This is a genomic window from Variovorax sp. GW821-FHT09D05, from assembly GCF_059416325.1.
Window position 1 is genome coordinate 450,098 of sequence record NZ_JBWKOZ010000007.1, and the last position, 22,909, is coordinate 473,006.

The 22,909-nt window shown below is 67.0% G+C and carries 20 protein-coding genes; 10 read left to right on the forward strand and 10 right to left on the reverse strand.

What is annotated here, in order from left to right:
• Positions 1-5: 5 nt before the first annotated feature.
• Positions 6-941: a LysR substrate-binding domain-containing protein gene (locus AC07O3_RS21335; protein ID WP_093054044.1), complete on the reverse strand. Its 936-nt coding sequence runs from the start codon at positions 939-941 to the stop codon at positions 6-8.
• Between the two features lie 82 nt (positions 942-1,023).
• Between AC07O3_RS21335 and AC07O3_RS21340 the strand changes: the two genes are divergently transcribed.
• The 4 genes from AC07O3_RS21340 to AC07O3_RS21355 are packed head-to-tail and all read left to right on the forward strand — an operon-like array spanning position 1,024 to position 3,741.
• Positions 1,024-1,347: a DUF2917 domain-containing protein gene (locus AC07O3_RS21340; protein WP_495340285.1), complete on the forward strand. Its 324-nt coding sequence runs from the start codon at positions 1,024-1,026 to the stop codon at positions 1,345-1,347.
• 33 nt (positions 1,348-1,380) lie between these two features.
• Positions 1,381-2,196: an enoyl-CoA hydratase-related protein gene (locus tag AC07O3_RS21345; protein ID WP_093175656.1), complete on the forward strand. Its 816-nt coding sequence runs from the start codon at positions 1,381-1,383 to the stop codon at positions 2,194-2,196.
• 55 nt (positions 2,197-2,251) lie between these two features.
• Positions 2,252-3,508 carry a 6-phosphofructokinase gene (locus AC07O3_RS21350; protein WP_093076980.1) on the forward strand — a complete coding sequence of 419 codons (1,257 nt, stop codon included), beginning with the start codon at positions 2,252-2,254 and terminating at the stop codon, positions 3,506-3,508.
• Positions 3,505-3,741, forward strand: a complete 237-nt coding sequence (locus AC07O3_RS21355) for a cysteine-rich CWC family protein (RefSeq protein ID WP_093054040.1) — start codon at positions 3,505-3,507, stop codon at positions 3,739-3,741. Before AC07O3_RS21350 ends, AC07O3_RS21355 begins: the two co-directional genes overlap by 4 nt.
• Here AC07O3_RS21355 and AC07O3_RS21360 read toward each other — a convergent pair.
• Entirely contained in the window at positions 3,732-5,045 is a 1,314-nt protein-coding gene (locus AC07O3_RS21360; protein WP_093076978.1) for a zinc-binding metallopeptidase family protein, read from the reverse strand. The two genes, AC07O3_RS21355 and AC07O3_RS21360, sit on opposite strands and share 10 nt — an antisense overlap.
• Positions 5,046-5,173: 128 nt before the next feature.
• On the opposite strand from AC07O3_RS21360, the gene AC07O3_RS21365 reads away from it, so the two are divergent.
• From AC07O3_RS21365 to AC07O3_RS21380, 4 genes are all read left to right on the forward strand, one after another.
• A complete protein-coding gene (locus AC07O3_RS21365; RefSeq protein ID WP_093054038.1) occupies positions 5,174-6,661 on the forward strand; it encodes a DHA2 family efflux MFS transporter permease subunit in 1,488 nt (495 codons plus the stop codon).
• A 73-nt stretch (positions 6,662-6,734) separates the two neighbouring features.
• The gene (locus AC07O3_RS21370; protein WP_093054036.1) at positions 6,735-7,874 is read left to right on the forward strand and encodes an ABC transporter substrate-binding protein; all 1,140 of its coding nucleotides are present in this window, start codon (positions 6,735-6,737) and stop codon (positions 7,872-7,874) included.
• Between the two features lie 53 nt (positions 7,875-7,927).
• The gene (locus AC07O3_RS21375) at positions 7,928-8,695 is read left to right on the forward strand and encodes a class II glutamine amidotransferase (protein WP_093054034.1); all 768 of its coding nucleotides are present in this window, start codon (positions 7,928-7,930) and stop codon (positions 8,693-8,695) included.
• 116 nt (positions 8,696-8,811) lie between these two features.
• Positions 8,812-11,022 (forward strand): TonB-dependent receptor, encoded by a 2,211-nt coding sequence (locus AC07O3_RS21380; RefSeq protein ID WP_495340286.1) that lies wholly within the window; start codon positions 8,812-8,814, stop codon positions 11,020-11,022.
• A 9-nt stretch (positions 11,023-11,031) separates the two neighbouring features.
• On the opposite strand, the gene gshB is transcribed toward AC07O3_RS21380, so the two are convergent.
• Positions 11,032-11,991 (reverse strand): glutathione synthase, encoded by a 960-nt coding sequence (gene gshB / locus AC07O3_RS21385; protein ID WP_093076974.1) that lies wholly within the window; start codon positions 11,989-11,991, stop codon positions 11,032-11,034.
• Entirely contained in the window at positions 11,991-12,125 is a 135-nt protein-coding gene (locus AC07O3_RS21390) for a hypothetical protein (RefSeq protein ID WP_256216760.1), read from the reverse strand. The genes gshB and AC07O3_RS21390 overlap by 1 nt, the downstream gene beginning before the upstream one ends.
• 145 nt (positions 12,126-12,270) lie before the next feature.
• On the opposite strand from AC07O3_RS21390, the gene AC07O3_RS21395 reads away from it, so the two are divergent.
• The gene (locus AC07O3_RS21395) at positions 12,271-12,702 is read left to right on the forward strand and encodes a nuclear transport factor 2 family protein (RefSeq protein ID WP_495340287.1); all 432 of its coding nucleotides are present in this window, start codon (positions 12,271-12,273) and stop codon (positions 12,700-12,702) included.
• A gap of 13 nt (positions 12,703-12,715) precedes the next feature.
• Positions 12,716-13,639: a polysaccharide deacetylase family protein gene (locus AC07O3_RS21400; protein WP_495340288.1), complete on the forward strand. Its 924-nt coding sequence runs from the start codon at positions 12,716-12,718 to the stop codon at positions 13,637-13,639.
• A gap of 17 nt (positions 13,640-13,656) precedes the next feature.
• Here the strand turns inward: AC07O3_RS21400 and AC07O3_RS21405 are convergent, their stop codons facing one another.
• The 6 genes from AC07O3_RS21405 to leuS form a co-directional block, all read right to left on the reverse strand.
• Positions 13,657-15,525: a potassium transporter Kup gene (locus AC07O3_RS21405; RefSeq protein ID WP_093054026.1), complete on the reverse strand. Its 1,869-nt coding sequence runs from the start codon at positions 15,523-15,525 to the stop codon at positions 13,657-13,659.
• Between the two features lie 179 nt (positions 15,526-15,704).
• Positions 15,705-17,027, reverse strand: a complete 1,323-nt coding sequence (gshA, locus tag AC07O3_RS21410) for a glutamate--cysteine ligase (RefSeq protein WP_093054024.1) — start codon at positions 17,025-17,027, stop codon at positions 15,705-15,707.
• A 97-nt stretch (positions 17,028-17,124) separates the two neighbouring features.
• Entirely contained in the window at positions 17,125-18,417 is a 1,293-nt protein-coding gene (locus AC07O3_RS21415) for a glutamate-5-semialdehyde dehydrogenase (RefSeq protein ID WP_354337128.1), read from the reverse strand.
• Between the two features lie 79 nt (positions 18,418-18,496).
• A complete protein-coding gene (gene holA / locus AC07O3_RS21420) occupies positions 18,497-19,570 on the reverse strand; it encodes a DNA polymerase III subunit delta (protein ID WP_093054020.1) in 1,074 nt (357 codons plus the stop codon).
• A 28-nt stretch (positions 19,571-19,598) separates the two neighbouring features.
• Positions 19,599-20,144, reverse strand: a complete 546-nt coding sequence (locus AC07O3_RS21425; protein ID WP_495340289.1) for an LPS-assembly lipoprotein LptE — start codon at positions 20,142-20,144, stop codon at positions 19,599-19,601.
• Between the two features lie 11 nt (positions 20,145-20,155).
• Positions 20,156-22,786, reverse strand: coding sequence for a leucine--tRNA ligase (gene leuS, locus AC07O3_RS21430; RefSeq protein ID WP_093054016.1), 2,631 nt, complete (start codon positions 22,784-22,786; stop codon positions 20,156-20,158).
• Between the last annotated feature and the right edge of the window lie 123 nt (positions 22,787-22,909).

Genomic DNA, 22,909 nt, shown 5'->3' on the forward strand with positions numbered 1-22,909 from the left:
GTCGGTCAGCTTCGCTGCGCGGCCTCGGCTTCGTCGCGCAGCCACTGCGCGAAGTCCTGCGCGTCGCGGTTGCCCGCGGCGCGCCTCGACATCTCGATGAAATAGCCGCGGTGCGATGCGGCGCCTTCGCCGAGCGGCGCCACGAGCCGGCCATCGCGCACCAGTTCGCTCAGCAACGGCAGCCGGCCGATCACCACGCCCTGCCCCGCCACCGCGGCGGCCACGGCATCGGCGTACTGCGTGAAGCGCAGCGTGCTCTTCATGCGCAGGTCTTCCAGCCCCATCACCTTGAGCCAAGGCTCCCAGTCGGCAGTCGGGGCTTCGCTGTGGTCGGGGTATTCCACGGTCAGCAGCGTGAGCTTCGAAAAGTCCGAGAGTTGGCGCAGCGATGCGGCAAGCTGCGGCGAACACAGCGGGATGACGGACTCCTCGAACAGCGCCGGTCCGATGCCGCGGCCAATGGGCGCGAAGCGCACGGCCAGGTCGATGCGGCTGCTTTCCAGGTCGAGCACGTCGAGCGTGGCCGACACGCGCACGTCGACCTGCGGATGGCTGCCGGTGAAGCGCGCCAGTTTGGGAATGAGCCAGATCGACGCAAAACCCGGCGTGGTGGTGATCGCCACCTGGCGCGGCGCCGAACTCGCACGCACACGCGCCGTGGCGTCGCGCAGCCGCTCCAGGCTGTCGGTAACGGCTCGCTGCAGCACGCCGCCGGCCTCGGTGAGCGCCAGCGCGCGGTGGCGGCGCTCGAACAGCAGCACGCCGAGGCTGGCTTCGAGCTGCTGGATCTGCCGGCTGACGGCCGATTGCGTCAGGTGCAGTTCGCCAGCCGCCAGCGTGAAGCTCAGCCGGCGCGCGGCCGCCTCGAAACTGCGCAGAAGTTCGAGCGGCGGCAGCTCGCCGCTCATGGCGCCTGGGGCTTTCGCATTCTCTGGGTGCATGCAACGAGTTCCGAATGACCGTGTGCAAAGGGGAGGTCGGCTCACTATATTCATTCGTATCACGAATGCAATGGAGCTTGCCATGAGCGCCTCTTCTTCCAACACCTCCCGCTTCCACGTCAACCTGCCGAAACGTTCCGTCTTCACCGTGCCCGACGGCGCGGGCGTGGGCATCGAGTGCCGCAGCGGCTCGGTGTGGGTCACGCTCGACCGCGATACGCGCGACATCGTGTTGGAGCCCGGCGACCGCTTCGAGAGCACCGATCACCGGCGCGTGCTGGTGTCGGCGCTGGAGCCGTCGTGCATCACGGTGTCTGACGCACAGCCGGCCGCCATGCCACTGCCCGCGCGTTCGCGCGCATGGTCGCCTTGGCGACTTCTGCCCCACGGGTTGTCCCCGGCTTGACCGGGCACCATGGGCGCCGAACCATCGATGTCCATGAGCTCCGACGCACCGACACAACCCTTCATCCTCCAGGAACAGGCCGACGGCATCGCAACGCTGACGCTGAACCTGCCCGCCAAGCTCAACCCGATCGCGCACGGCCTGCAGGTCGAACTGCGTGATGCGCTGGAACGCATACGCGACGACCGCTCGGTGCGCGCCGTGATCCTCACGGGCGCCGGCAAGGCCTTCTGCGTGGGCGCCGACCTGAGCGCGATGGCGCCGGGCGACAAAGACAAGTCACTGGGCACACAGACTGCCGAGTGGATGCAGGAGCTCAGCAACCCGCTGATCGAAACGCTGCGCAGCTTGCCGGTGCCGGTAGTTGCCGCAGTCAATGGCCCTGCGGCCGGTGCCGGCGTGGGCCTGGCGCTGGCAGCCGACGTGACCATCGCGGCACGCAGCGCCTACTTCTACCTGCCCTTTTTGCCGAAGCTCGGCATCGTGCCCGACCTCGGCTGCACCTGGGCCATTCCGCGCCGCGCCGGCCGGGCACGTGCAATGGGCATGGCCCTGCTCGACGAGCGCGTGGGCGCGGGGCGTGCCGTGCAGTGGGGGCTGATCTGGGCCTGCGTGGACGACGAGCAGTTGCTGGAAGAAGCCAAGGGCATCGCGCAGCGCCTCGCCCGCCTGCCGGCGCATGCCGTGCTCGAAGCGCGCGAAGCCTTCGAGGCCTCGGAGCACCACACGCTGAAGGAACAGCTGCACTACGAGAGCGAGCGCCAGCGCGAGCTGATCGACCGCCCCAGCTTCCGCGAAGGCGTGAGTGCTTTCCTGCAGAAGCGGCCGCCTGTCTTCGAGAGCCGCTGACATCCTGACACGCCGGCACTGGCGCCTGCCTTAGGGCTGCGGGAGAATCCCGCGCATGCCCATCCTCAACGCCTTCTACGCCCAGTCGGGCGGCGTCACCTCGGTCATCAACGCATCGGCCTGCGGCGTGATCGAAACGGCGCGCCGGCACCCGGACCGCATCGGCAAGCTCTACGCCGGGCGCAACGGCATCATCGGCGCGCTGACCGAGGAGCTGATCGACACCGGCGCCGAAACTGCCGAAGCAATCGCAGCGCTGCGCAGCACACCTTCGGGCGCCTTCGGCTCGTGCCGCTACAAGCTCAAGTCACTGGAGAAAAACAGGCGCGAGTACGAGCGGCTGATCGAGGTGTTCAAGGCGCACGGCATCGGCTACTTCTTCTACAACGGCGGCGGCGATTCGGCCGACACCTGCTTCAAGGTGAGCCAGCTGTCGCAGTCGATGGGCTATGCGCTGCAGGCCATCCACGTGCCCAAGACCATCGACAACGACCTGCCGCTGACCGATTGCTGCCCGGGCTTCGGCTCGGTCGCGAAGTACGTGGCGGTGTCGACCATCGAGGCTTCGTTCGATGTGCGCTCGATGGCAGCCACGTCGACCAAGGTGTTCGTGCTCGAAGTGATGGGCCGGCACGCGGGCTGGATCGCCGCGGCGGGCGGCCTGGCGGCGGACCAGGGCATTCCGGTGGTGGTGCTGTTCCCGGAGATCGAATTCGACAAGGCACGCTTCATCGCACGTGTCGATGAACTGGTGAAGCAGCACGGCTACTGCTCGGTGGTGGTGTCCGAAGGCTGCCATCACCCCGACGGCACATTCCTCGCGGAGCAGGGCACGCGCGACGCCTTCGGCCATGCGCAGCTCGGCGGAGCCGCGCCGGTGGTGGCGCAGATGGTCAAGGAAGCGCTGGGCCACAAGTTCCACTGGGCCGTGGCCGACTACCTTCAGCGCGCGGCGCGCCACATCGCCTCTGCCACCGACGTGAAGCAGGCCTACGAGCTGGGCCAGCGCGCGGTGGAACTGGCGCTGGAAGGCCGCAACGCGGTGATGCCGACCATCGAGCGCACGTCCGACGTGCCGTATGCCTATCGCATCGGCAGCGCGCCGCTCGAATCCGTCGCCAACGTCGAGAAGCCGATGCCGCGCGATTTCATTTCGGACGACGGCTACGGCATTACCGAGAAGTGCCGCCGCTACCTGCTGCCGCTGATCGAGGGCGAGGACTACCCGGCCTACAGCGGCGGGCTGCCGGTGTACGTGACGCTGCAGAACGTGGCCGTGCCGAAGAAGCTGCCGGCCTTCGAGATCGCATGACCACTCTGGCGGCAGTCCCGGGTCTGATCGACGCCACGCGCTGTCCGCTGTGCGGGGAGCCGAACCGCTGCGCGATGGAGATCGAACGAGAGACGGGGCAAACGCAGCCACCCTGCTGGTGCATGCAGGTCGACTTCAGCAGGGCGCCGCTCACGAATCTGCCGGAAGACATGCGCGGGCTGGCGTGCATCTGCATGCGCTGCGCGACGGGCGAGTCGCCGCCTCAGGGCTGACCGGAGCTTTGCGATTGCGTCTGTGATTGCACCTGCTCGGGTGCAGGGTCGGCCACATCGCCAGCCACCACCATCGTCGGCGCATCACCCGGCCGCTGCTGCGTGATCACGCGGTGAATGAACTGCAGCTTTCCCACCGCCACGCGCGGCAGCACGAAGGGGTAGTAATCGGGCTGGCCCATGCTGCGCGACAGCTCGTTGAGCACGTTGGTGAGCAACACCCAGCCGTTGATGAAGTCCAGGAACTTGCCGGCATCGGGATCTTCCGGCTGCCACAGGTCGTCGAGGGTGAACAGGTCGCTCGTGAGCTCGACGTTGGTCGCGTCGACGCCAAAGCTCATGGCTGTGTCTGCTGTGTCGGCCATGTGCAGGTAGTGGGCCCAGGTCTCGGCCCAGTCTTCCCACGGATGGGTGCTCGCATAGCTGCTCACGAAGCGGTCGGCCCAGTCGGGCGGCGGGCCCTGCTCGTAGTGCGTCTGCAGCGCGGCGGCGTAGTCGGCGCGATCGTCGCCGAAGAGCGCGCGGAAGTCGTCGATCCACGGCGTGGGCAGCACCAGCAGGTCCCAGTAGTAGTGGCCGATCTCGTGGCGGAAGTGGCCGAGCAGCGTGCGGTAGGGCTCGCGCATCTCGGCGCGGATGCGCTCGCGCACGGCGTCTTCGGCCTCCTCGGCGTTGAGGGTGATCACGCCGTGCTGGTGGCCGGTCATCACGTGCGGGCCGCCCGGCATGTTGCTGAGGAAGTCGAAGGTCAGGCCGTGCACGGGATCGACATGGCGGCTCACCACCGGCAGGCCGAGCGCGAGCAGCTGCGAGATGAGCCGGCGCTTGGCGGTTTCGAGCTTGCGCCAGAGTTCTCCGTTGCTCTCCAGCGAGAGATCGGGGATGGTGCGCGTGACGCTGCAGGCCAGGCAGTAGCCCGGCGCAAGGCCTTGGGTATCGGGAGGCAGTTGTTCGCCGTCGCGCGCGGCGGGCACCATCCAGCTGCAGGCGGCCGGCGTCATGAGGTTCGCACAGCGGCGGTAGGTGTTGCCGTGCGGATCGCCGAACACGGTGAAGGTGTCGGGCTGCGCGCCCTCGCCCACGGCCGGTGCGAGCGGCATGACGCCGAGCCGGTCGATCACGTAGCCCAGCGGGGTGTGGCAGGCCAGGCATTCGCTGTTGCGCAGGAAGACGGGGCGACCGCACTGGCAGCGATAGGCGCGGCTGACGGTCGGCGAGGCCAGTTCGGCCGCAAGCGTAGGCGCGCCCTCGGGCTCGATGGCAGCCTGCTGGGCATTGGCTTGTTCGTCGGGTGAAGAGTCCATGTTCTTGTCTTGATCTTCTTGACGCGGAGGGGACAGCGGATGCATTGTGCGGCCGCCCCGCGCAGTCCCGGCCGTGCAAAGACCGATATGCTTGTAGGACGACGGACCCCGAGACATTCCGCCGCCCCATGACCTCTCCGCAGACTTCCGAAGCCGCGATCGCGCCGGCCCCGCCTTCCATCGGCTCGCTGCGCGAGCGCTATGGCGAACGCTACCGCTGGTACTTACTGCTGTCGGTCATGGTGGGGACGATGGCGTCGATCATGTCCTCGACCATCGTCAACGTTGCGATTCCGGGCATGAGCCATCACTTCTCGCTCGGCCAGGAGCGCGCGCAGTGGGTGAGCTCGGGCTTCATGGTGGCGATGACGGTGTCGATGCTCACCACGCCGTGGCTGCTGTCGCGCTACGGCTACCGGCGCACGTACGTGGGCACGATGCTGTTGCTGCTGGTGGGCGGCATCGTGGGCGGCGTGGCCAACGACTTCTCGCTGGTGCTGTTCGCGCGCGTGGCCGAAGGGCTGGCGGCGGGGGTCGTGCAGCCCATTCCGGCCATCATCATCCTGCGCGCCTTCGAGCCGCACGAGCAGGGGCGTGCGAGCGGCATCTTCGGCATGGGCGTGGTGCTGGCGCCTGCCATCGGGCCGAGCATCGGCGGGGTGCTGGTCGACCTGTTCGGCTGGCGCTCGATCTTCTTCATGGTGGTGCCGTTCTGCCTGGCCTCGCTCTGGCTGGCCTACAAGTTCGTGCCCAAGACTGCGCCCGGCGGCGTGGCCGCGGTACGCGGCAGCGGGCTCGACGCGCGCGGGCTGGCGCTGGGCACGGTCGGCACGCTGTGCCTGCTGAACGGGCTGGTCGCGCTGCGCGGCGATTCACCGCTGCAGGCGGGCCTGCTGCTGGCCGGTGCGCTGCTGGCGTTCGGCATCTTCGTTTGGTGGCAGCGGCGGCTCGCGGCCTCGGGCGGCACGCCGCTGATGAACCTGGCGCTCTTCCAGTACCGGCAGTTCGCGATGGGCAGCGTGGTCGCCTTCATCTACGGCACAGCGCTGTTCGGCTCGACCTACCTGCTGCCGGTGTACATGCAGGTGGGGCTGCATCTTTCCGCATCGCACGTGGGCACCATCCTGCTGCCGGCGGGCATCGTGCTGGCGCTGACCATCGCCGGCGTGGGCCGGCTGGCCGACAAGCATCCGACCTGGGTGCTGGTGACGATCGGGCTCGTGCTGCTGGCGGCCTCGTTCGCGCTGATGATGGTGCTGCGGCTCGACAGCGCCCTGTGGCTGCTGGTGGCCTTCGCGATCATCGGGCGCATCGGGCTGGGCTTCATCCTGCCTTCGCTCAACCTGGGCTCGATGCGGCCGCTGGCCAAGCCGCTGATCCCGCAGGGCGCGAGCGCCATCAACTTCGTGCGCATGCTGGGCGGCGCGGCCGGCGTGAGCCTGTGCGCGATCGTGCTGGAGTGGCGTCTCGCGGCGCACGGCGATTCGCTCGCCAACCCGATGACCAGCCCGGCGCGGCTCGCGGCCTTCGACGAGGTCTTCGCGATGCTCGCCGGCCTTTGCGCGCTGGCCATCTGCGCAGCGTGGCAATTGCGCCGCCCGCCACAGTCAGGGTAAGCACCAAGTAGTACGAAAGAACCCATCGTCTCTAATTGTGAGAATTTGTTAAATCAGTTGGGATGGGTCTTACATGCAACGCAGAAGTTTTATCGCCTCGACGGCCGTGGCGGCCGCCGGGCTCGCTCGGCTCTCTTCCGCGCAAGCCGCCGAAACGGGGGTGAGCGACAGTGAAATCGTGCTCGGCAGTTCGGCCGTGCTGAGCGGGCCGCTCGGATCGCAGATCAAGGTCGTGCACAACGGTGCCGCGCTGGCGTTCGATGCCGTCAACGAACAGGGCGGCGTGAACGGGCGCAAGATCAAGATGGTGGCGCTGGACGACGAGCTGAAGGCCGACAAGGCGGTAGAGAACTACACCAAGCTGCTGAACGACCATCGCGTGTTCGCCTTCTTCGGCTGCGTGGGCTCGGGCACCACGGCCGCCGCGGCCAAGCTGCTGCAGCAGAGCGGCGCGCCCAGCGTGGGCGGCTACGGCGTGGGCGACAGCGCGCGCGAACGCGTCGCGGGATCGGCTTACTTCGTGCGCGCCAGCAACGCCCGTGAAGCGCAGGCCCTGGTCGAGCACCTGGCGACCATCGGTGTGAACAAGATCGCGATCGCCCACCTCGACAACCCCGGCGGCGCCGAGGCGGTCAAGCTGATCGAGGCGGCCATGGTCCCCCACAAGCTGGTGCCGACGGCCAAGGTGGTCGCCAAAGGCGACGGCTCCGACGCCGCCGCCGCCGGCAAGGCGCTGGCCGACAGCCAGTCGCAGGCCATCCTGATGTACCTGGCCGGCACCGTGGCCGGCGAGGTGATCAAGGCCACCTACGCCGCCGGCAGCAAGCCGATGTTCTACGGCATGTCGATCGTGCCGGGCGAAGTCACGGCCAAGGTGGTGGCCCTGCAGGCGGGCGGCCTCGCGATCTCGCAAGTCATGCCCTATCCCTGGGGCGAGGTGGAGACGGTGACGCGCGACTATCGCCGGCTGGCGGAGCGGGCACAGGTACCGGTGGGTTACGGCAGCTTCGAGGGCTACCTGAACGGGCTGGTGATGATCGAGGCACTCAAGCGCACCGGCCGCGACCTGACGCGCGCCCGCCTGCATGCGACGCTGCGCGCGCTCAAGTTCCGCCTGGCCGGCATGGACATCGATTTCTCGACCGGCAACACCACCGGCTCGCGCTTCATCGAAATGGTGCGCGTCACGCCCGAGGGCCGCTTCGTGCGCTGAGCGGCGAGCGGATCCGCCGCACGGCCGGCCGGCACTCGCGCTCTAATAGCGCCATGTGCCAATTGCTAGGAATGAACTGCAACACGCCGACCGACGTGACCTTCAGCTTCACGGGGTTCGCGCAACGCGGCGGCCGCACCGACCACCACGCCGACGGCTGGGGCATCGCGTTCTTCGAGGACCGCGGGCTGCGCCATTTCGTCGACCACCAGCCGGCGAGCGAATCGCCGGTTGCGGAGCTGATCCGGCGCTATCCCATCCAGAGCCGCAACGTCGTGGCGCACATCCGCAAGGCGACTCAGGGCGAGGTCAACCTGCAGAACTGCCACCCGTTCGTGCGCGAACTGTGGGGGCGCTATTGGGTGTTCGCGCACAACGGCGATCTGAAGGAATTCCGCCCGCGGTTGCACGGCAACTTTCATCCGGTGGGCAACACCGACAGCGAACACGCCTTCTGCTGGATCATGCAGGAGCTGGCCAAGTCGCATGCGGGCGTGCCGAGCATCGAAGAGCTGACGCTCACGCTGCGCGAGCTGGCGCCACAGCTCGCGAGCCACGGCACCTTCAACTTCATGCTGTCCAACGGACAGGCGCTGTGGGCCCATGCCTCGACCAACCTCTGGTACGTGGAGCGCCGCCACCCCTTCGTGACCGCGCAGCTGTCGGACGAAGACGTGGAGATCGACTTCGCGCAACACACCACGCCCAATGACCGCGTGGCCGTGGTCGTCACCGCGCCGCTGACCACCAACGAGACCTGGACACCCTTCGCGCCGGGCGAGCTGCATGTGTTCGTGGACGGGCAGCGATCCGGGTTCTGACGCAGATGTGAAGTCTTTCGACTGACACTTTTTTGCAACATTGCAAGAAAGTATCAACAGGTGGATGCAATCAGTGAACAATAACCGTTCTCATTTGCATCTTATCTGGATCGTCCATGCCCGCTCCCCGCTTCTTCCTCCGGCCGACCGTGGTCGCGTCGCTGCTCGCGCTCAACACCGTGGCCGCCCTGGCCCAAACCACCACTGCCGAGCCGGCTGCGGCAGCGGCCAGCGGCACGCTCTCCACGGTGACCGTGGAAGCCAGCGCCGATGCATCCGCCGAAGGCCTGACCAAGCCCTATGCGGGCGGCCAGGTGGCGCGCGGCGGGCGGGTCGGCATCCTGGGCAACCAGGACATGATGAGCACGCCGTTTTCCAGCGCCAACTACACCAACGAACTGATCCAGGACCAGCAGGCCAAGAGCGTGGCCGACGTGCTGCTGAATGATCCGTCGGTGCGCCAGGCGCGTGGCTTCGGCAACTTCCAGGAGCTGTACGTGGTGCGCGGCTTCCCCGTCTACTCGGACGACGTCTCGTACAACGGCCTCTACGGCATGCTGCCGCGCCAGTACATCGCTTCTGAGTTCTTCGAGCGCGTGGAGGTGTTCCGCGGCGCCAACACCTTCCTGAACGGCGCCGCGCCCGGCGGCAGCGGCATCGGCGGCGCGATCAACCTGCTGCCCAAGCGCGCGCCCAACGAGCCGCTCACCCGCGTCGGCTTCGGCGTGCAGACCGGCGGCCAGGGCTTCGTCAACCTCGACCTGGCGCGCCGCTTCGGTCCCGACGACAGCCTGGGCATTCGCGTGAACGCTGTGCGCCGCGAAGGCGGCACCGGCGTGAAGAACGAAAGCCAGCAGCTCAGCGCCTTCGGCGTGGGCCTCGACTGGCACAACCGCAACGTGCGCCTGTCGGCCGACTTCGGTTACCAGGACTACGACCTGAAGGACGGCCGCCCGAGCCTGACGCCCTCGTCCACGCTGCCGATCCCCCGCGCGCCCGACGCCCGCACCAACTTCGCCCAGCCCTGGACCTACTCGAAGGAAAAGGACAAGTTCGCCACCTTCCGCGGCGAAGTCGACATCACCGACAACATCACGGCCTGGGCCGCCGGCGGCGTGCGCCGCAGCGACGAAGACAACGTGCTGTCGAACCCAACCCTCACCGACTCGTTCGGCAACACCAGCAACACTCGCTTCAGCAACACCCGCAAGGACCGCATCGGCACCGCCGAGCTCGGCGTGCGCGGCAACTTCGCGACCGGCCCGGTGAAACACACGGTGGTGGCCTCGGTCGCCAAGTACAGCAACGACCGCGACAACGCGTACACGATCTCGCGCGGCACCATCCGCAACAACATCTACGCACCGTACGCAACGGCATACCCGGTCGCCAACGCCTTCACCGGCAACACGCTGGAAGACCCGCGCCTGACCGACAAGATCGACACCTCGAGCGTGGCCATCGCCGACACCATGTCCTTCATGGACGACCGCCTGCTCGTCACCCTCGGCGCGCGTCGCCAGACCATCGAGCAGACCAGCTTCGCCTACACCACGCTCAAGCAGACGAGCACCTACGACAAGAGCAAGACCACGCCGGTGGCCGGCGTCGTGTTCAAGATCACGCCGACTGTCTCGGCCTACGCCAACTACATCGAAGGCCTCGTCAAGGGCAACGTCGCGGGCACCACGGTGAACAACCGTCCCGTCACCAACGCTGGCGAAATCTTTGCGCCCTACCAGGCCAAGCAGAAGGAAGTCGGCGTCAAGTACGACGGCGGCACGCTCGGCGCCAGCGCCGCGTTCTTCACCACGGACCAGCCGACGTACTACTACTCGGGCCAGACCTACGGCCTGTACGGCAAACAGCGCAACCAGGGCCTCGAGTTCTCGGTGTTCGGCCAGCCCACCAAGGGCCTGCGCTTGCTCGGTGGCCTGACGCTGCTCGACGCCAAGCAGAAGAACACGCAAGGCGGCGCGACCGACGGTCTCACCGCCATCGGCGTGGCCAAGCAGCAGGCCAATCTCGGCGCCGAATGGGACGTGCCCGGCGTGCGCAACCTGTCGCTGAACGCACGCGTGCTGTACACCTCGAAGCAGTACGCCAACGCCACCAACACGCAGTCGGTGCCGTCGTGGACGCGCTTCGACATCGGCGCGCGCTACCTGGTCGACCTCGGCAACGGCCGCGCGCTCACGCTGCGCGCACGCATCGACAACCTGTTCAACAAGTCGTACTGGGCCTCGGTGGGAGGCACGCAGGGCAGCAACTACCTGGTGCTGGGCGCGCCGCGCACCTTCGCGGTGAGCGGCACCATCGACTTCTGACCTGCTGCGTCAGCGGCCCTGCTTGCGCAGGGTCTCTTCCAGCGCATCGATGAACATCGCCGGCACGTCGAAGCCGGTCTGTTCGGTGATCTCCTGGAAGCAGGTCGGGCTGGTCACGTTGATCTCGGTCACCGAGTCGCCGATCACGTCGAGCCCGATCAGCAGCAGCCCGCGCGGCGCGAGCGCACGGCCCACGGTCTCGGCGATCTCGCGGTTGCGCGCGGTCAGCGGTTGCGCCACGCCCTTGCCGCCCGCAGCCAGGTTGCCGCGCACCTCGGTGCCCTGCGGAATGCGCGCCAGCACGAAGGGCGCCGGCTCGCCCGCGATGATCAGGATGCGCTTGTCGCCCTGCACGATCTCGGGCACGAAGCGTTGCACCATGATCGTCTCTGCGCCGTCCTTGTTGAGCGTCTCGACGATGGAGCCGAGGTTCAGCGCATCTTGCCGCACGCGGAAGATGCCCATGCCGCCCATGCCGTCGAGCGGCTTCAGGATGATGTCGCCGTGCTCGGCGTGGAAGTCGCGCACGGCCTGCGAGCTGCGCGTTACCAGCGTGGGCGTGGTGAACTGCGGAAACTCCATGATCGCGAGCTTCTCGGGGTGGTCGCGCAGCGCGCGCGGCTTGTTCACCACCTGCGCGCCCTCGCGCTCGGCCTGCTCCAGCAGGTGCGTGGCGTAGATGTACTCGGCGTCGAAGGGCGGGTCCTTGCGCATCAGCACGGCGTCGAAGTCCTTCAGCGCCTTGGCTTCGGTGATGTCGACGCTGTACCAATCTTTCGGGTCGCCGGTCAGCGTGATCTGCTGCACCGTGGCCGTGACCACGCCGCCCGACTTCCACTGAATGTCCTGCGGCAGGCAGGCCGCGATGCGGTGGCCGCGGCGCTGGGCCTCGCGCATCATCGAGAAGGTCGTGTCCTTGTAGATCTTGAAGTGATCGAGCGGATCGGCGACGAAGAGGATGTTTTTCATCAGGCGTTCTTTCTTGCGGTGCCGGGAGCGGCGGCTGCCACCGGGATATCGGGCGCGATGTTGCCGGAAGCGGCGATGTCCTTGCCGGGCGGGGCCTTTTCTTCATGCGTCCGGCCGAGCTTGGGGAATCGCATCGGGCGATTGTGCCGGGAGGCCGGCAGCACCAGATTGTCAACAATCTGAATTCCATAATGTCAACCATCAGGCACGGGAATTGCACGAACCCAGTCGCGACATCCCGCCGTGCACCGCCATGGCCCAGCAAGATTGGAGAACCCCGTGGACGCATCCGTTTCGCAGCCGAGCAATCCCGCGCTCGACCCCGCCGCCGTGGTCGACGAGTTTCTTCGCCTGGTGATGATTCCCGACCCGGAGTCGGCCTCCCGCTTCACCGCGCCCGGCATCCGCATCCGCTTCACCGGCAACCGCCCGATGCAGGCGCCCGGCGACACCTCCGCCTTCAACGCAAAGCGCTATGCGTGGGTCAAGAAGAAGATCGAGCGCACCGAAACGGTGGCCGGCGGCACGCCCGAGGAAACGGTGGTCTACAGCCTCGGCACGCTCTACGGCGCCTGGCCCGACGGCACAGCCTTCGAAGGCAATCGCTATGTCGACCGCTACGTGGTGCGCCATGGCCTGATCGTGCAGATGGACGTGTGGAACGACAGCGCCGAATGGCTGCTGGTGCGCGCCGGCCTCGCCGTGCTGTGATGAGGCCCCTGGCATGACGACGCGCTGGCCCGACCGGCTTCCCACGCACGACCGCTTCGACTACCGGCCCATCACGCGGCGGCCCGACTACGTGTGGCCGAACGGCGCGCGGCTGGCGGTGTACATCGGCTTCAACATCGAACACTTCGCCTTCGGCGACGGGCTGGGCGCATGCATCGGCCCGGCCTCGCCGCAACCCGACGTGCTCAACCACGGCTGGCGCGAGTACGGCAACCGCGTCGGCGCGTGGCGCTGCCTGGAGCTGTTCGACGCGCTCGCGCTGCCCACCGGCGCGCTCGTCAACACCGCGCTGTACGACCACTGCCCCGAGCTGGTCCAGGCGCTGGTGGCGCGCGGCGACGAGCTGATCGGCCACGGCCACAGCAATGCCGAACGCCAGGGCGCGCTCGACGAAGTGCACGAGCGCGCACTGCTGCAGCGCTGCCGCGAACGCATGGTGCGCGAGAGCGGGCAGGCACCCGCCGGCTGGCTCTCGCCATGGATCTCGGAAAGCGCCGTCACGCCCGACCTGCTGGCCGAGACCGGCTACAGCTACACGCTCAACTGGTGCCACGACGACCAGCCGCTGCGCATGCGCACACGCAGCGGCGGCTCGCTGTGGTCGGTGCCGTATCCGCAGGAGCTCAACGACATCCCGATGATCGTCGGCCGCCTGATGGACGCGAAGGATTTCAGCGCGATGGTGATCGACAACTTCGAGGAGATGCTCGAACAGTCGCGCACGCAGCCGCTGGTGATGGGCCTGGCGCTGCACCCGTACATCGTGGGCCAGCCCTATCGGCTGCGGCACCTGCGCACCGCGCTCACGCACCTAGTGCAGGCGCGCGACCGGGGCGACATCTGGTTCACCACGCCGGGCGCGATCGCCTCGCACGTGGAAGGGCTCGCGAAGGAGCGCCCAGGAGAATTCGACTGAGGCACCCTGCCTGAGCCTCAGATCTCGATCTTCGACCCCAGCTCCACCACTGCATTGTTCGGCAGCCCCAGGAACGCCGCCGCCCCGCTCGCGTTGTGGTGCATCTGCGCGAACAGCTTCTCGCGCCACGGCGCCATGCCGCTGCCGAGCGTCGGAATCACGACGTCGCGCGACAGGAAGTAGCTGGTCGTCATCGGCTCCAGCTGGCAGCCGCGCATGCGCGCGTTTTCGAGCGCGCGCGGCAGGTCAATGTCGTTCTTGAAGCCGTAGTGCACGATGATCTGCCAGCAGTGGTGGCCGAGCGCCTCGATCTCGATGCGCTTGTCCATCGGAATCCACGGCACCTCGTGGTTGCGCACGGTGACGAACATGTTCTGCTCGTGCAGCACCTTGTTGTGCTTCAGGTTGTGCAGCAACGCATTCGGCACGGTGCCCGGCTCGGCCGTGAGGAACACCGCCGTGCCGTCGACACGCGCCGGCGGGCTCACGAACACCGAGTCGAGAAAGGACTTCAGGTCGATCGCGTCGGCATGCTGCGCCTCGCCCATCAGGCGGCGCCCTTCCTTCCACGTCATCATCAGCGTGAAGACGAAGCCGCCGATCAGCAGCGGGAACCAGCCGCCCTCGAACAGCTTGAGCAGGTTCGACGCGAAGAACAGGAAGTCGACCACGAAGAAGACCGCTGTCGATGCGATGCACAGCGCCAGCGGAAGCTTCCACGCGTAGCGGATCACGAAGAAGGTCAGCACCGTGGTGATCAGCATGTCGGTGGTCACGGCAATGCCGTAGGCCGCGGCCAGGCTGCTCGACGAGCGGAACATGACCACCGCCAGAACGATGGCCACGAACAGGCCCCAGTTGACCAGCGGAATGTAGATCTGGCCCGCCGTGCGCACGCTGGTGTGCTCGATGTTCAGGCGCGGCAGGTAGCCCAGCTGGATGACCTGACGCGTGACGCTGAAGGCGCCCGTGATGAGGGCTTGCGACGCGATCACCGTGGCCGCCGTGGCCAGCAGCACCAGCGGAATGAGCGCCCATTCGGGCGCCATCATGAAGAACGGGTTCTTCACCGCCTCGGGGTTCTCCAGCAGCAGCGCTCCCTGGCCGAAGTAGTTGAGCGTCAGCGCCGGCATCACGACCGAGAACCACGCAATGCGGATCGGGCTCTTGCCGAAGTGGCCCAGGTCGGCGTACAGCGCCTCGGCACCGGTCACGCACAGCACGGTGGCGCCCAGCAGGATGAAGCTGGTGCCCGGGTTGTCCCACATGAACTTCAGCGCATAGAACGGGTTCAGCGCCTTCAGGATCTCGGGGTGGTGCAGGATCTGCGACACGCCAAGCACGGCAATCGCCAGGAACCACACGAGCGTGATCGGCCCGAAGAACTTGCCGATGCCCGCCGTGCCGCGCTTCTGCACCACGAAGAGGCAGAACAGCACGACCAGCGTGAGCGGGATCACGTAGTGCGTGAAGTGCGGCGACACCACTTCCAGGCCCTCGACCGCCGAGAGCACCGAGATGGCCGGGGTGATGACCCCGTCGCCGTAGAAGAGCGAAGTGCCGAAGATGCCGACCACCAGCAGCAGGTGGCGCAGCCTGGGCTTGTCGGCCACCGCGCGGGAGGCCAGCGCCAGCATGGCAACGAGGCCGCCCTCGCCTTCGTTGTCGGCCCGCAGCACGAGCACGACGTACTTGATGGAGACGATGACGGTGAGCGTCCAGAAGAACATCGAGAGGATGCCGTAGACGTTCTCGACGGTGAACGGCACGTGGCCGTGGCCGAACACTTCCTTGACGGCATACAGCACGCTGGTGCCGATGTCGCCATAGACGACGCCGATGGCGCCGACGATGAGGCCGGCTGAGAGATTTTTGGGGGCTGACACGAAGTCGATGGGAAAAGGGCAGGCTGCTGGAATCGACGCGTCAGACACGCCGGGGCGAGGCAAGTGTGAACTTTAGTCCACCTGCGTCACCCTCCCGCCCTTTTGTTTCCGTTGCTGTGGGGCCGCTATTTTGCCGTTGCTTGTGGTCGGCGCAAGCCGCCACAAGCCGCCCCCGGCAATCATTCGTAGATTTCGGCGTCCGGATCGGTCGCTTCCATCTCGTAGCTGGCGGCCACCATGGCCAGCCGGCCGACCACGCCATACATGTAGAAGCGGTTGGGCGCGCTGGCGCCAGGCTTGGCGCCGGGCTGTGGCAAGTGCGCACTTTCAGAAAAAGCCAGCGGCACGAAGCTCGCGCCCGGCAGCTTGAGGTTTTCGTCGGCGGCGCGCTCGGCATGCACGCGGTAAAAACCGCCGACAACGTAGCGATCCATCATGTAGACCACCGGCTCGGCCACGCCGTTGTGCACGCGCTCGTTGGTGAGCACGCCTTCCTGGACGATCAGCTCGGTGGGTTCGCGCAGCTCGCGGCCGGCGCCGGTCTTGCCGGCCGGGGCGCTGCTGGCGGTGCCGCGCGGCTTGCCGATCAGCGCCTCGACGTCCTTGGCATCGCGCACCGTCACCACGCCCGGGCTGCCGCTGCCGCTGTGGCCGCCCTTGACGACCACGAAGGGCTTCTCGTTGATGCCGTATTCCTTGTACTTGCGGCGCACCTTGGTCAGCACCGCATCCACATGGCTGGTCAGCACGTCGATGCCGCGGCCCTCGGCCACGTCCACGCCTTCGGCGCGCGCATAGATCGGGTTGATGAGCCACGGGTCGATGCCCAGCAGCTTGCCGAGGCGCTTGGACAGCTCCTCGTAGCTGTGCAGGTGGTTGCTCTTGCGGCGCACCGACCAGCCTGCGTGCAGCGGCGGCAGCAGATACTGCTCATGCAGGTCTTCGAGGATGCCGGGCGTTCCCGCAGAAAGCTCATTGTTGAGCAAAATTGTGCAGGGATCGAAGTTCTTCAGCCCCAATCGGCGCTTGCTGCGCACCACCGGCTCGAGCGTCACGGTCTCGCCGTTCGGCAGTTCGATCTTCTTGGGCGACTTGATGGCCGGGTCGATCGACCCGATGCGCACATTGAGCCCCGCCATGTGAAAGATGCGCACCAGTTGCGCGACGTTGGCGAGATAAAAGGTATTTTTGGAGTGATTTTCCGGAATGACGAGCAGGTTGCGCGCTTCCGGACAGATCTTCTCGATGGCCGCCTGAGCAGCCTGCACCGCCAGCGGCAGCATCTCCTTGGTGAGATTGTTCCAGCCGCCCGGAAAGAGGTTGGTGTCGACCGGGGCCAGCTTGAAGCCGGCGTTGCGGATGTCGACGGCGCTATAGAACGGCGGCGTGTGCTCCATCCACTCGAGCCGGAACCAGCGCTCGATGGCGGGCATCGAGTCGAGCACCCGCTGCTCCAGTTCGTTGATCGGGCCGGTCAGGGCGGTGACGAGATGCGGAACCATGCGGCGGCCTTGTTGGTTTTGTGCTTAAAGGTGGAGCGGAATTGTAGGATTTGGGGATGGCCGCCCCAATGACAAGACCGCACGCGGGCGCATCGGATCAGGTCCGGACTTCGCCCTGCCCCAGCACCACGTACTTGAGCGAGGTCAGTCCTTCGATGCCCACCGGACCGCGGGCGTGGAACTTGTCGGTGCTGATGCCGATTTCGGCGCCCAGCCCGAACTCGAAGCCATCCGCGAAGCGTGTGCTCGCATTGACCATCACGCTGGCCGAATCGACCTCGCGCAGGAAGCGTTGCGCATGCACGTGGTCGCGCGTGACGATGGCGTCGGTGTGGTGGCTCGAATAGCGGTTGATGTGCGCGATGGCCTCGTCCACGCCGGCCACCACCTTGATGCTGATGACGGCGGCCAGGTATTCCTCGGACCAGTCGGACTCGACCGCATCGACCACCCGGGCCTTCGGATCGAGCGCCTCGTCGGCGCGCAGGATGGCGGCAGCGGCCGGGTCGCAGCGCATTTCCACACCCTTGGCCGCGAAGATGGCGGCGATCTCGGGCAGGAAGTCGTCGGCCACCGACGCCGACACCAGCAGGCCTTCGGCGGCGTTGCAGGGGCTGTACTTCTGGGTCTTGGCGTTGTCGACGATGCGCAGCGCCATGTCGAACTCGGCCGTGTCGTCCACGTAGACGTGGCAGTTGCCGTCCAGGTGCTTGATGACCGGCACCTTGGCGTCGCGGCTGATGCGCTCGATCAGCCCCTTGCCGCCACGCGGAATGATCACGTCGACGAACTCGGGCATGGCGATGAGTTGGCCGACGGCCTCGCGGTCTGTAGTCTGCACCAGTTGCACCGCTTCGACCGGCAGGCCGGCTTCGGCCAGTGCCTCGGACACCAGCAGCGCCAGCGCCTTGTTCGACTCGATGGCTTCCGAGCCGCCGCGCAGGATGGCCGCGTTGCCGCTCTTGATGGCAAGGCTCGCAGCCTCGATGGTCACGTTGGGCCGGCTCTCGTAGATCATGCCGAAGACGCCGATCGGCACGCGCATCTGGCCCACGCGGATGCCGCTGGGCTGCTGCTTCATGCCGATGATTTCGCCGATGACGTCGGCCATGCCGGCAAGCTGTTCGCAGCCGATGGCCACGGTCTCGATGACCTTGGGCGTGAGCTTGAGACGATCGACCATCGGCGCCGAGAGGCCGGCGGCGGTGGCGCGTTCCAGGTCCTTCTGATTGGCGACCGCCAGCACCGGGCCGGCTTCGCGCAGACGCCGGGCCAGCGCCTTCAATGCTATGTTTTTGGTAGCTGCATCCGCACGGGCCATGAGGAATGCAGCGGCTTTGGCTTGCAGACCCAGGGTCTGCATGTGCTCGCTGACGTTGAACGCGTTCATGCTTTCATTTTCCCACGCCGACCTGTGACCCGGCTTACACGGGCCTTTTGATGGCTGGAGCCATCGTGCGCGAGCCGAGTCAGGCGCGTCGCGGAGCGGTCGCCGCGCTGCTGCAGGCGCGGCACAGCATCAGCGCCAGCCGCTGCAGGGCCTGCCAGCCGCTGGCGGGCCAGTCGGGCTGCTTCAGCCCCTTCACGATGCCGTCCACCACATGCGCCGCACGCAGCAGCCGGGTCAGCATGCGGTCGTCCAGCCGCGGCAGCACGCGCTCGAAGGCGCGCTCGCGCGGGCCCCAGATGCGGTTCTCGCGCAGCGCCATCGGCAGCGGGCGTCCCGAGGCCATGGCGTCCTTCACACGCTTGAGCGCGCGGATGTCCTCGGCAATCGTGTAGTGCACCAGCACCTCGGCCTCGCCCTCGGCCTGCAGGCCATCGAGCATGCGCGCCACGCGCTGCGGATTGCCGGCCAGCACGGCTTCGGACAGCTTGAACACGTCGTAGCGAGCCACGTTGTTGACCGCACCTTCGACCTGCTCCCAGCTCAGCTCGCCGGCCGGATGCAGCAGCGCGAGCTTCTGGATTTCCTGGTGCGCGGCGAGCAGGTTGCCCTCCACGCGATCGGCAAAGAACTGCAGCGTGCGCTGGCCTTCGTCGCCGGGCATCACGCGCTGGCCCTGCTGGCCCAGGCGCTGCGCGATCCATTGCGGCAGCGCGCTGCGCTCGATCGGGTCGACCTGGATGCTCGCGCCGTTGTTCTCCAGCGCCGAGAACCAGGCGCCGGTGCGCGTGGCCTTGTCCAGCCGCGGCAGCATCACCAGCGTGAGCGTGCTGTCGTTACCGGGCGCGGACTCGGCCATCTGCTGAAGGGCCGCGCTGCCGTCCTTGCCGGGCTTGCCCGAGGGGATGCGGATCTCGACGATCTGCTTGTCTGCGAACAGCGAGAGCGAGCCCCCGGCCGCGAGCACCGCGCTCCAGTCGAAGTGCGCGCCGGCCACGGTGTAAGAGCTGCGCTCGGTGTAACCCTGCGCGCGCGCGGCGGTGCGGATGGCGTCGGCCGCTTCCTGCGCGAGCAGCGGCTCGTCGCCGTGGATCGTGTAGAGCGGCTTCAGGCCCTTCTGCAGGTGGGCTCCGAGCTGGGCGCTGGCAAGTTGCATGGAAATGGAATGGCCGGAGCGCGCAGGCTCAGAGTTCCTTGACGGCCGCCAGGCGGCGCATCAGCTGCTGCGCGATGTCCGACTGCATGTCGCGGAACAGCAGGTCGGCTTCGCCTTCCTTGGCCAGCGCGTTGGTTTCGTTGAAGCTCAGGTCGCGCGTCTGCGAGACGTCGGTGGCCGGCAGCAGGTCTTTGCCGCCCGGCGTGCGCAGGCGGAAGCGCACCTTCAGCTGAAGCTGCAGCTCGCGCACCAGGCCGGCCGAATTGGTCGAGATCACGATGCGGTTGCGGTCTTCGCCCAGGATCTCCAGCACCACGTCGGCGGCCGGCGCCGGAGACGAACCACCGGCGGTGGACGTGTCGGGCGTCACCACCGTCACGGTGCCAGTTGCCCGCAGCTCACGCCGGATCTGGTTGATCATGGCCGAGTTGCCCGACACCTGCAGCGTCTTGAACGCGAAGACAGGCGCCTTGCGCAGCTCGAAACCGCAACCGGCCAGGCCGAGCGAAGCGCCCGCCGCCGTCAGTCCAAGAAGAAAGCCGCGGCGCGGCAGCGAGACATTGCGAGTGTTCATGCTTGAGTCGTTCAAAGAACCACGTTGACCAGACGGCCGGGAACCACGATCACGCGCTTGGGCGGCGCGCCTTCGGCGAAGTTGACGAAATCATCGCAGGCGAGCGCGAGCTTCTCGATCTCGTCCTTCGATGCGCCGGCCGGCACGCTGAGCTTGCCGCGCAGCTTGCCGTTGACCTGCAGCATGAGCTCGATCTCGTCCTGCACCAGCGCACCGACGTCGACCGCGGGCCAGGGCGCGTCGAGCAGGCCGCCCAGGTCCTTGTCGTAGCCGAGTTCGTTCCACAGCTGCTGGGCGATGTGCGGCGTGGCCGGGTAAAGGCAGCGCAGCAGGATGCCGAAGCCCTCGCGCATCGCGGCCGCGTCGCCCGCGCTGCCGTCGGGCTTGAAGCCTTCCAGCGCGTTGAGCAGCTTCATCGCGCCCGACACCACCGTGTTGTATTGCATGCGCTGGTAGTCGTAGTCGATCTGGCGCAGCACGGTGTGTACCTCGCGGCGCAACGCCTGTGCATTCTTGCCGTATGTTGGCGGCCCTCCCAGGGTCACAGGCTGTTCCGCCTGCGCCACGCCGAAATTCCACACCCGGCGCAGGAAGCGGTAGCTGCCCTCGACGGCCGCGTCGTTCCACTCGAGCGTGGCTTCGGGCGGCGCGGTGAACATGGTGTACAGGCGCGCGGTGTCGGCGCCGTATTTCTCGATCAGGTCCTGCGGGTCGACGCCGTTGCGTTCGCTCTTGCCCATCTTGCCTACGCCGCCGTACTCGACCTTCGTGCCGTCGGCGGTGGTGCCGCCGGTGATGCGGCCCTGCGCATCGAGCACCGTCGCGACTTCGCTGGGCGGGAAGTAGTCCTTGCCGCCCTTTTCATTGCGCTTGTAGAAGATGTGGTTGAGCACCATGCCCTGGGTGAGCAGCTTGCTGAAGGGCTCGTCGGCCTTCACGAGGCCAAGGTCGCGCATCACCTTGGTCCAGAAGCGCGCGTACAGCAGGTGAAGAATCGCGTGCTCGATGCCGCCGATGTACTGGTCCATCGGCATCCAGTAGTCGGCGCCGCCGGCCACCATCGCCTCTTCGTTCTTCGGGTCGCAGTAGCGCATGAAGTACCACGACGAATCGACGAAGGTGTCCATCGTGTCGGTCTCGCGCCGCGCGGGCTTGCCGCAGACAGGGCAGACCACGCCGGCGTGGAAGCCTTCGTGCTTGTGCAGCGGGTTGCCCGAGCCGTCCGGCACGCAGTCGGTGGGCAGCACCACGGGCAGGTCTTTCTCGGGCACCGGCACTGCGCCGTGTTCGTCGCAATGGATGATCGGGATCGGCGTGCCCCAGTAGCGCTGGCGGCTCACGCCCCAGTCGCGCAGGCGCCAGGTGGTCTGCAGCTCGCCCAGGTCCTTCTGGCCCAGCGCATGCGCCACGGCAGCCACGGCCTCCTTGTACGACATGCCGCTGAAGTTGTCGGAATTGATGGTCACGCCGCGCTGCTTGTCGGCGTACCAGTCCTGCCACTTGTGATAGTCGAAGTGCGGCTCGTCGTCGACCAGCACCACCTGGATGATCTCGATGCCGTACTTGTTGGCGAAGGCGAAGTCGCGCTCGTCGTGCGCGGGCACGCCCATCACGGCGCCGTCGCCGTAGCCGATCAGCACGTAGTTGCCGACCCACACGGGCACCTGCTCCTCGGTGATCGGGTGCTTGACGGTCAGGCCGGTGGGCACGCCCTTCTTCTCTTGCGTGGCGAGTTCGGCCTCGGTGGTGCCGCCGCTCTTGCACTCCTCGATGAAGGCCGCGACCTTGGGGTCGAGCGTGGCGGCATGCGCGGCCAGCGGATGCTCGGGCGCCACGGCGCAGAAGGTCACGCCCATGATGGTGTCGGCGCGCGTGGTGAACACGTACATGCGGCCGTCCTGGATCAGCTTGCCGCTCGCGTCCTTGATGTCATGCGTGAAGGCGAAGCGCAGGCCCTCGCTCTTGCCGATCCAGTTTTCCTGCATCAGCTTGACGCGCTCGGGCCAGCCCGGCAGCTTGTGCTGGGTGTGTTCGAGCAGTTCCTCGGCGTAGTCGCTGATCTTCAGGTAGTAGCCCGGGATCTCGCGGCGCTCGACCGTGGCGCCGGTGCGCCAGCCCTTGCCGTCGATCACCTGCTCGTTGGCCAGCACGGTCTGGTCGACCGGGTCCCAGTTGACGACCTGGGTCTTGCGATAGGCAATGCCCTTTTCGAGCATCTTCAGGAACAGCCACTGGTTCCACTTGTAGTAGCTGGGATCGCAGGTGGCGATCTCGCGGCTCCAGTCGATGGCCAGGCCCATGGCCTGGAGCTGGCCCTTCATGTAGGCGATGTTCTCGTAGGTCCACTTGGCCGGCGGCACACCGTTCTTCAGCGCCGCGTTCTCGGCCGGCAGGCCGAAGGCGTCCCAGCCCATGGGCATCAGCACGTTGTAGCCGCTCATGCGCAGGTGGCGCGTGAGCATGTCGTTGATCGTGTAGTTGCGCACATGGCCCATGTGCAGCTTGCCGCTGGGGTACGGCAGCATCGAGCAGGCGTAGTACTTCTTGCGGCTCGTGTCCTCGGTGACGCGGTAGGCATCGGCGGCGCTCCATTGCGCCTGGGCAGCGGACTCGACGTCGCTGGGTTTGTAGCTGGGATTCATGGCGGTTCGGCAAGAGCCCGGCTCGGAGCGGCCGGGAACGCGGGATTATCGCGCCCGGGCGAAAGCCCCGGCCGGCAGACTCTAGACTCGGGGCACGTAACCTGCGTGTTGCGCGGGTAACGC

What these genes read in the sequence shown, in the direction of transcription:
- AC07O3_RS21335 (WP_093054044.1), bottom strand. Translation starts at nt 941, where the DNA reads ATGCACCCAGAGAATGCGAAAGCCCCAGGCGCCATGAGCGGCGAGCTG.
- AC07O3_RS21340 (WP_495340285.1), top strand. Translation starts at nt 1,024, where the DNA reads ATGAGCGCCTCTTCTTCCAACACCTCCCGCTTCCACGTCAACCTGCCG.
- AC07O3_RS21345 (WP_093175656.1), top strand. Translation starts at nt 1,381, where the DNA reads ATGAGCTCCGACGCACCGACACAACCCTTCATCCTCCAGGAACAGGCC.
- AC07O3_RS21350 (WP_093076980.1), top strand. Translation starts at nt 2,252, where the DNA reads ATGCCCATCCTCAACGCCTTCTACGCCCAGTCGGGCGGCGTCACCTCG.
- AC07O3_RS21355 (WP_093054040.1), top strand. Translation starts at nt 3,505, where the DNA reads ATGACCACTCTGGCGGCAGTCCCGGGTCTGATCGACGCCACGCGCTGT.
- AC07O3_RS21360 (WP_093076978.1), bottom strand. Translation starts at nt 5,045, where the DNA reads ATGGACTCTTCACCCGACGAACAAGCCAATGCCCAGCAGGCTGCCATC.
- AC07O3_RS21365 (WP_093054038.1), top strand. Translation starts at nt 5,174, where the DNA reads ATGACCTCTCCGCAGACTTCCGAAGCCGCGATCGCGCCGGCCCCGCCT.
- AC07O3_RS21370 (WP_093054036.1), top strand. Translation starts at nt 6,735, where the DNA reads ATGCAACGCAGAAGTTTTATCGCCTCGACGGCCGTGGCGGCCGCCGGG.
- AC07O3_RS21375 (WP_093054034.1), top strand. Translation starts at nt 7,928, where the DNA reads ATGTGCCAATTGCTAGGAATGAACTGCAACACGCCGACCGACGTGACC.
- AC07O3_RS21380 (WP_495340286.1), top strand. Translation starts at nt 8,812, where the DNA reads ATGCCCGCTCCCCGCTTCTTCCTCCGGCCGACCGTGGTCGCGTCGCTG.
- gshB (WP_093076974.1), bottom strand. Translation starts at nt 11,991, where the DNA reads ATGAAAAACATCCTCTTCGTCGCCGATCCGCTCGATCACTTCAAGATC.
- AC07O3_RS21390 (WP_256216760.1), bottom strand. Translation starts at nt 12,125, where the DNA reads ATGCGATTCCCCAAGCTCGGCCGGACGCATGAAGAAAAGGCCCCGCCC.
- AC07O3_RS21400 (WP_495340288.1), top strand. Translation starts at nt 12,716, where the DNA reads ATGACGACGCGCTGGCCCGACCGGCTTCCCACGCACGACCGCTTCGAC.
- gshA (WP_093054024.1), bottom strand. Translation starts at nt 17,027, where the DNA reads ATGGTTCCGCATCTCGTCACCGCCCTGACCGGCCCGATCAACGAACTG.
- AC07O3_RS21415 (WP_354337128.1), bottom strand. Translation starts at nt 18,417, where the DNA reads ATGAACGCGTTCAACGTCAGCGAGCACATGCAGACCCTGGGTCTGCAA.
- holA (WP_093054020.1), bottom strand. Translation starts at nt 19,570, where the DNA reads ATGCAACTTGCCAGCGCCCAGCTCGGAGCCCACCTGCAGAAGGGCCTG.
- AC07O3_RS21425 (WP_495340289.1), bottom strand. Translation starts at nt 20,144, where the DNA reads ATGAACACTCGCAATGTCTCGCTGCCGCGCCGCGGCTTTCTTCTTGGA.
- leuS (WP_093054016.1), bottom strand. Translation starts at nt 22,786, where the DNA reads ATGAATCCCAGCTACAAACCCAGCGACGTCGAGTCCGCTGCCCAGGCG.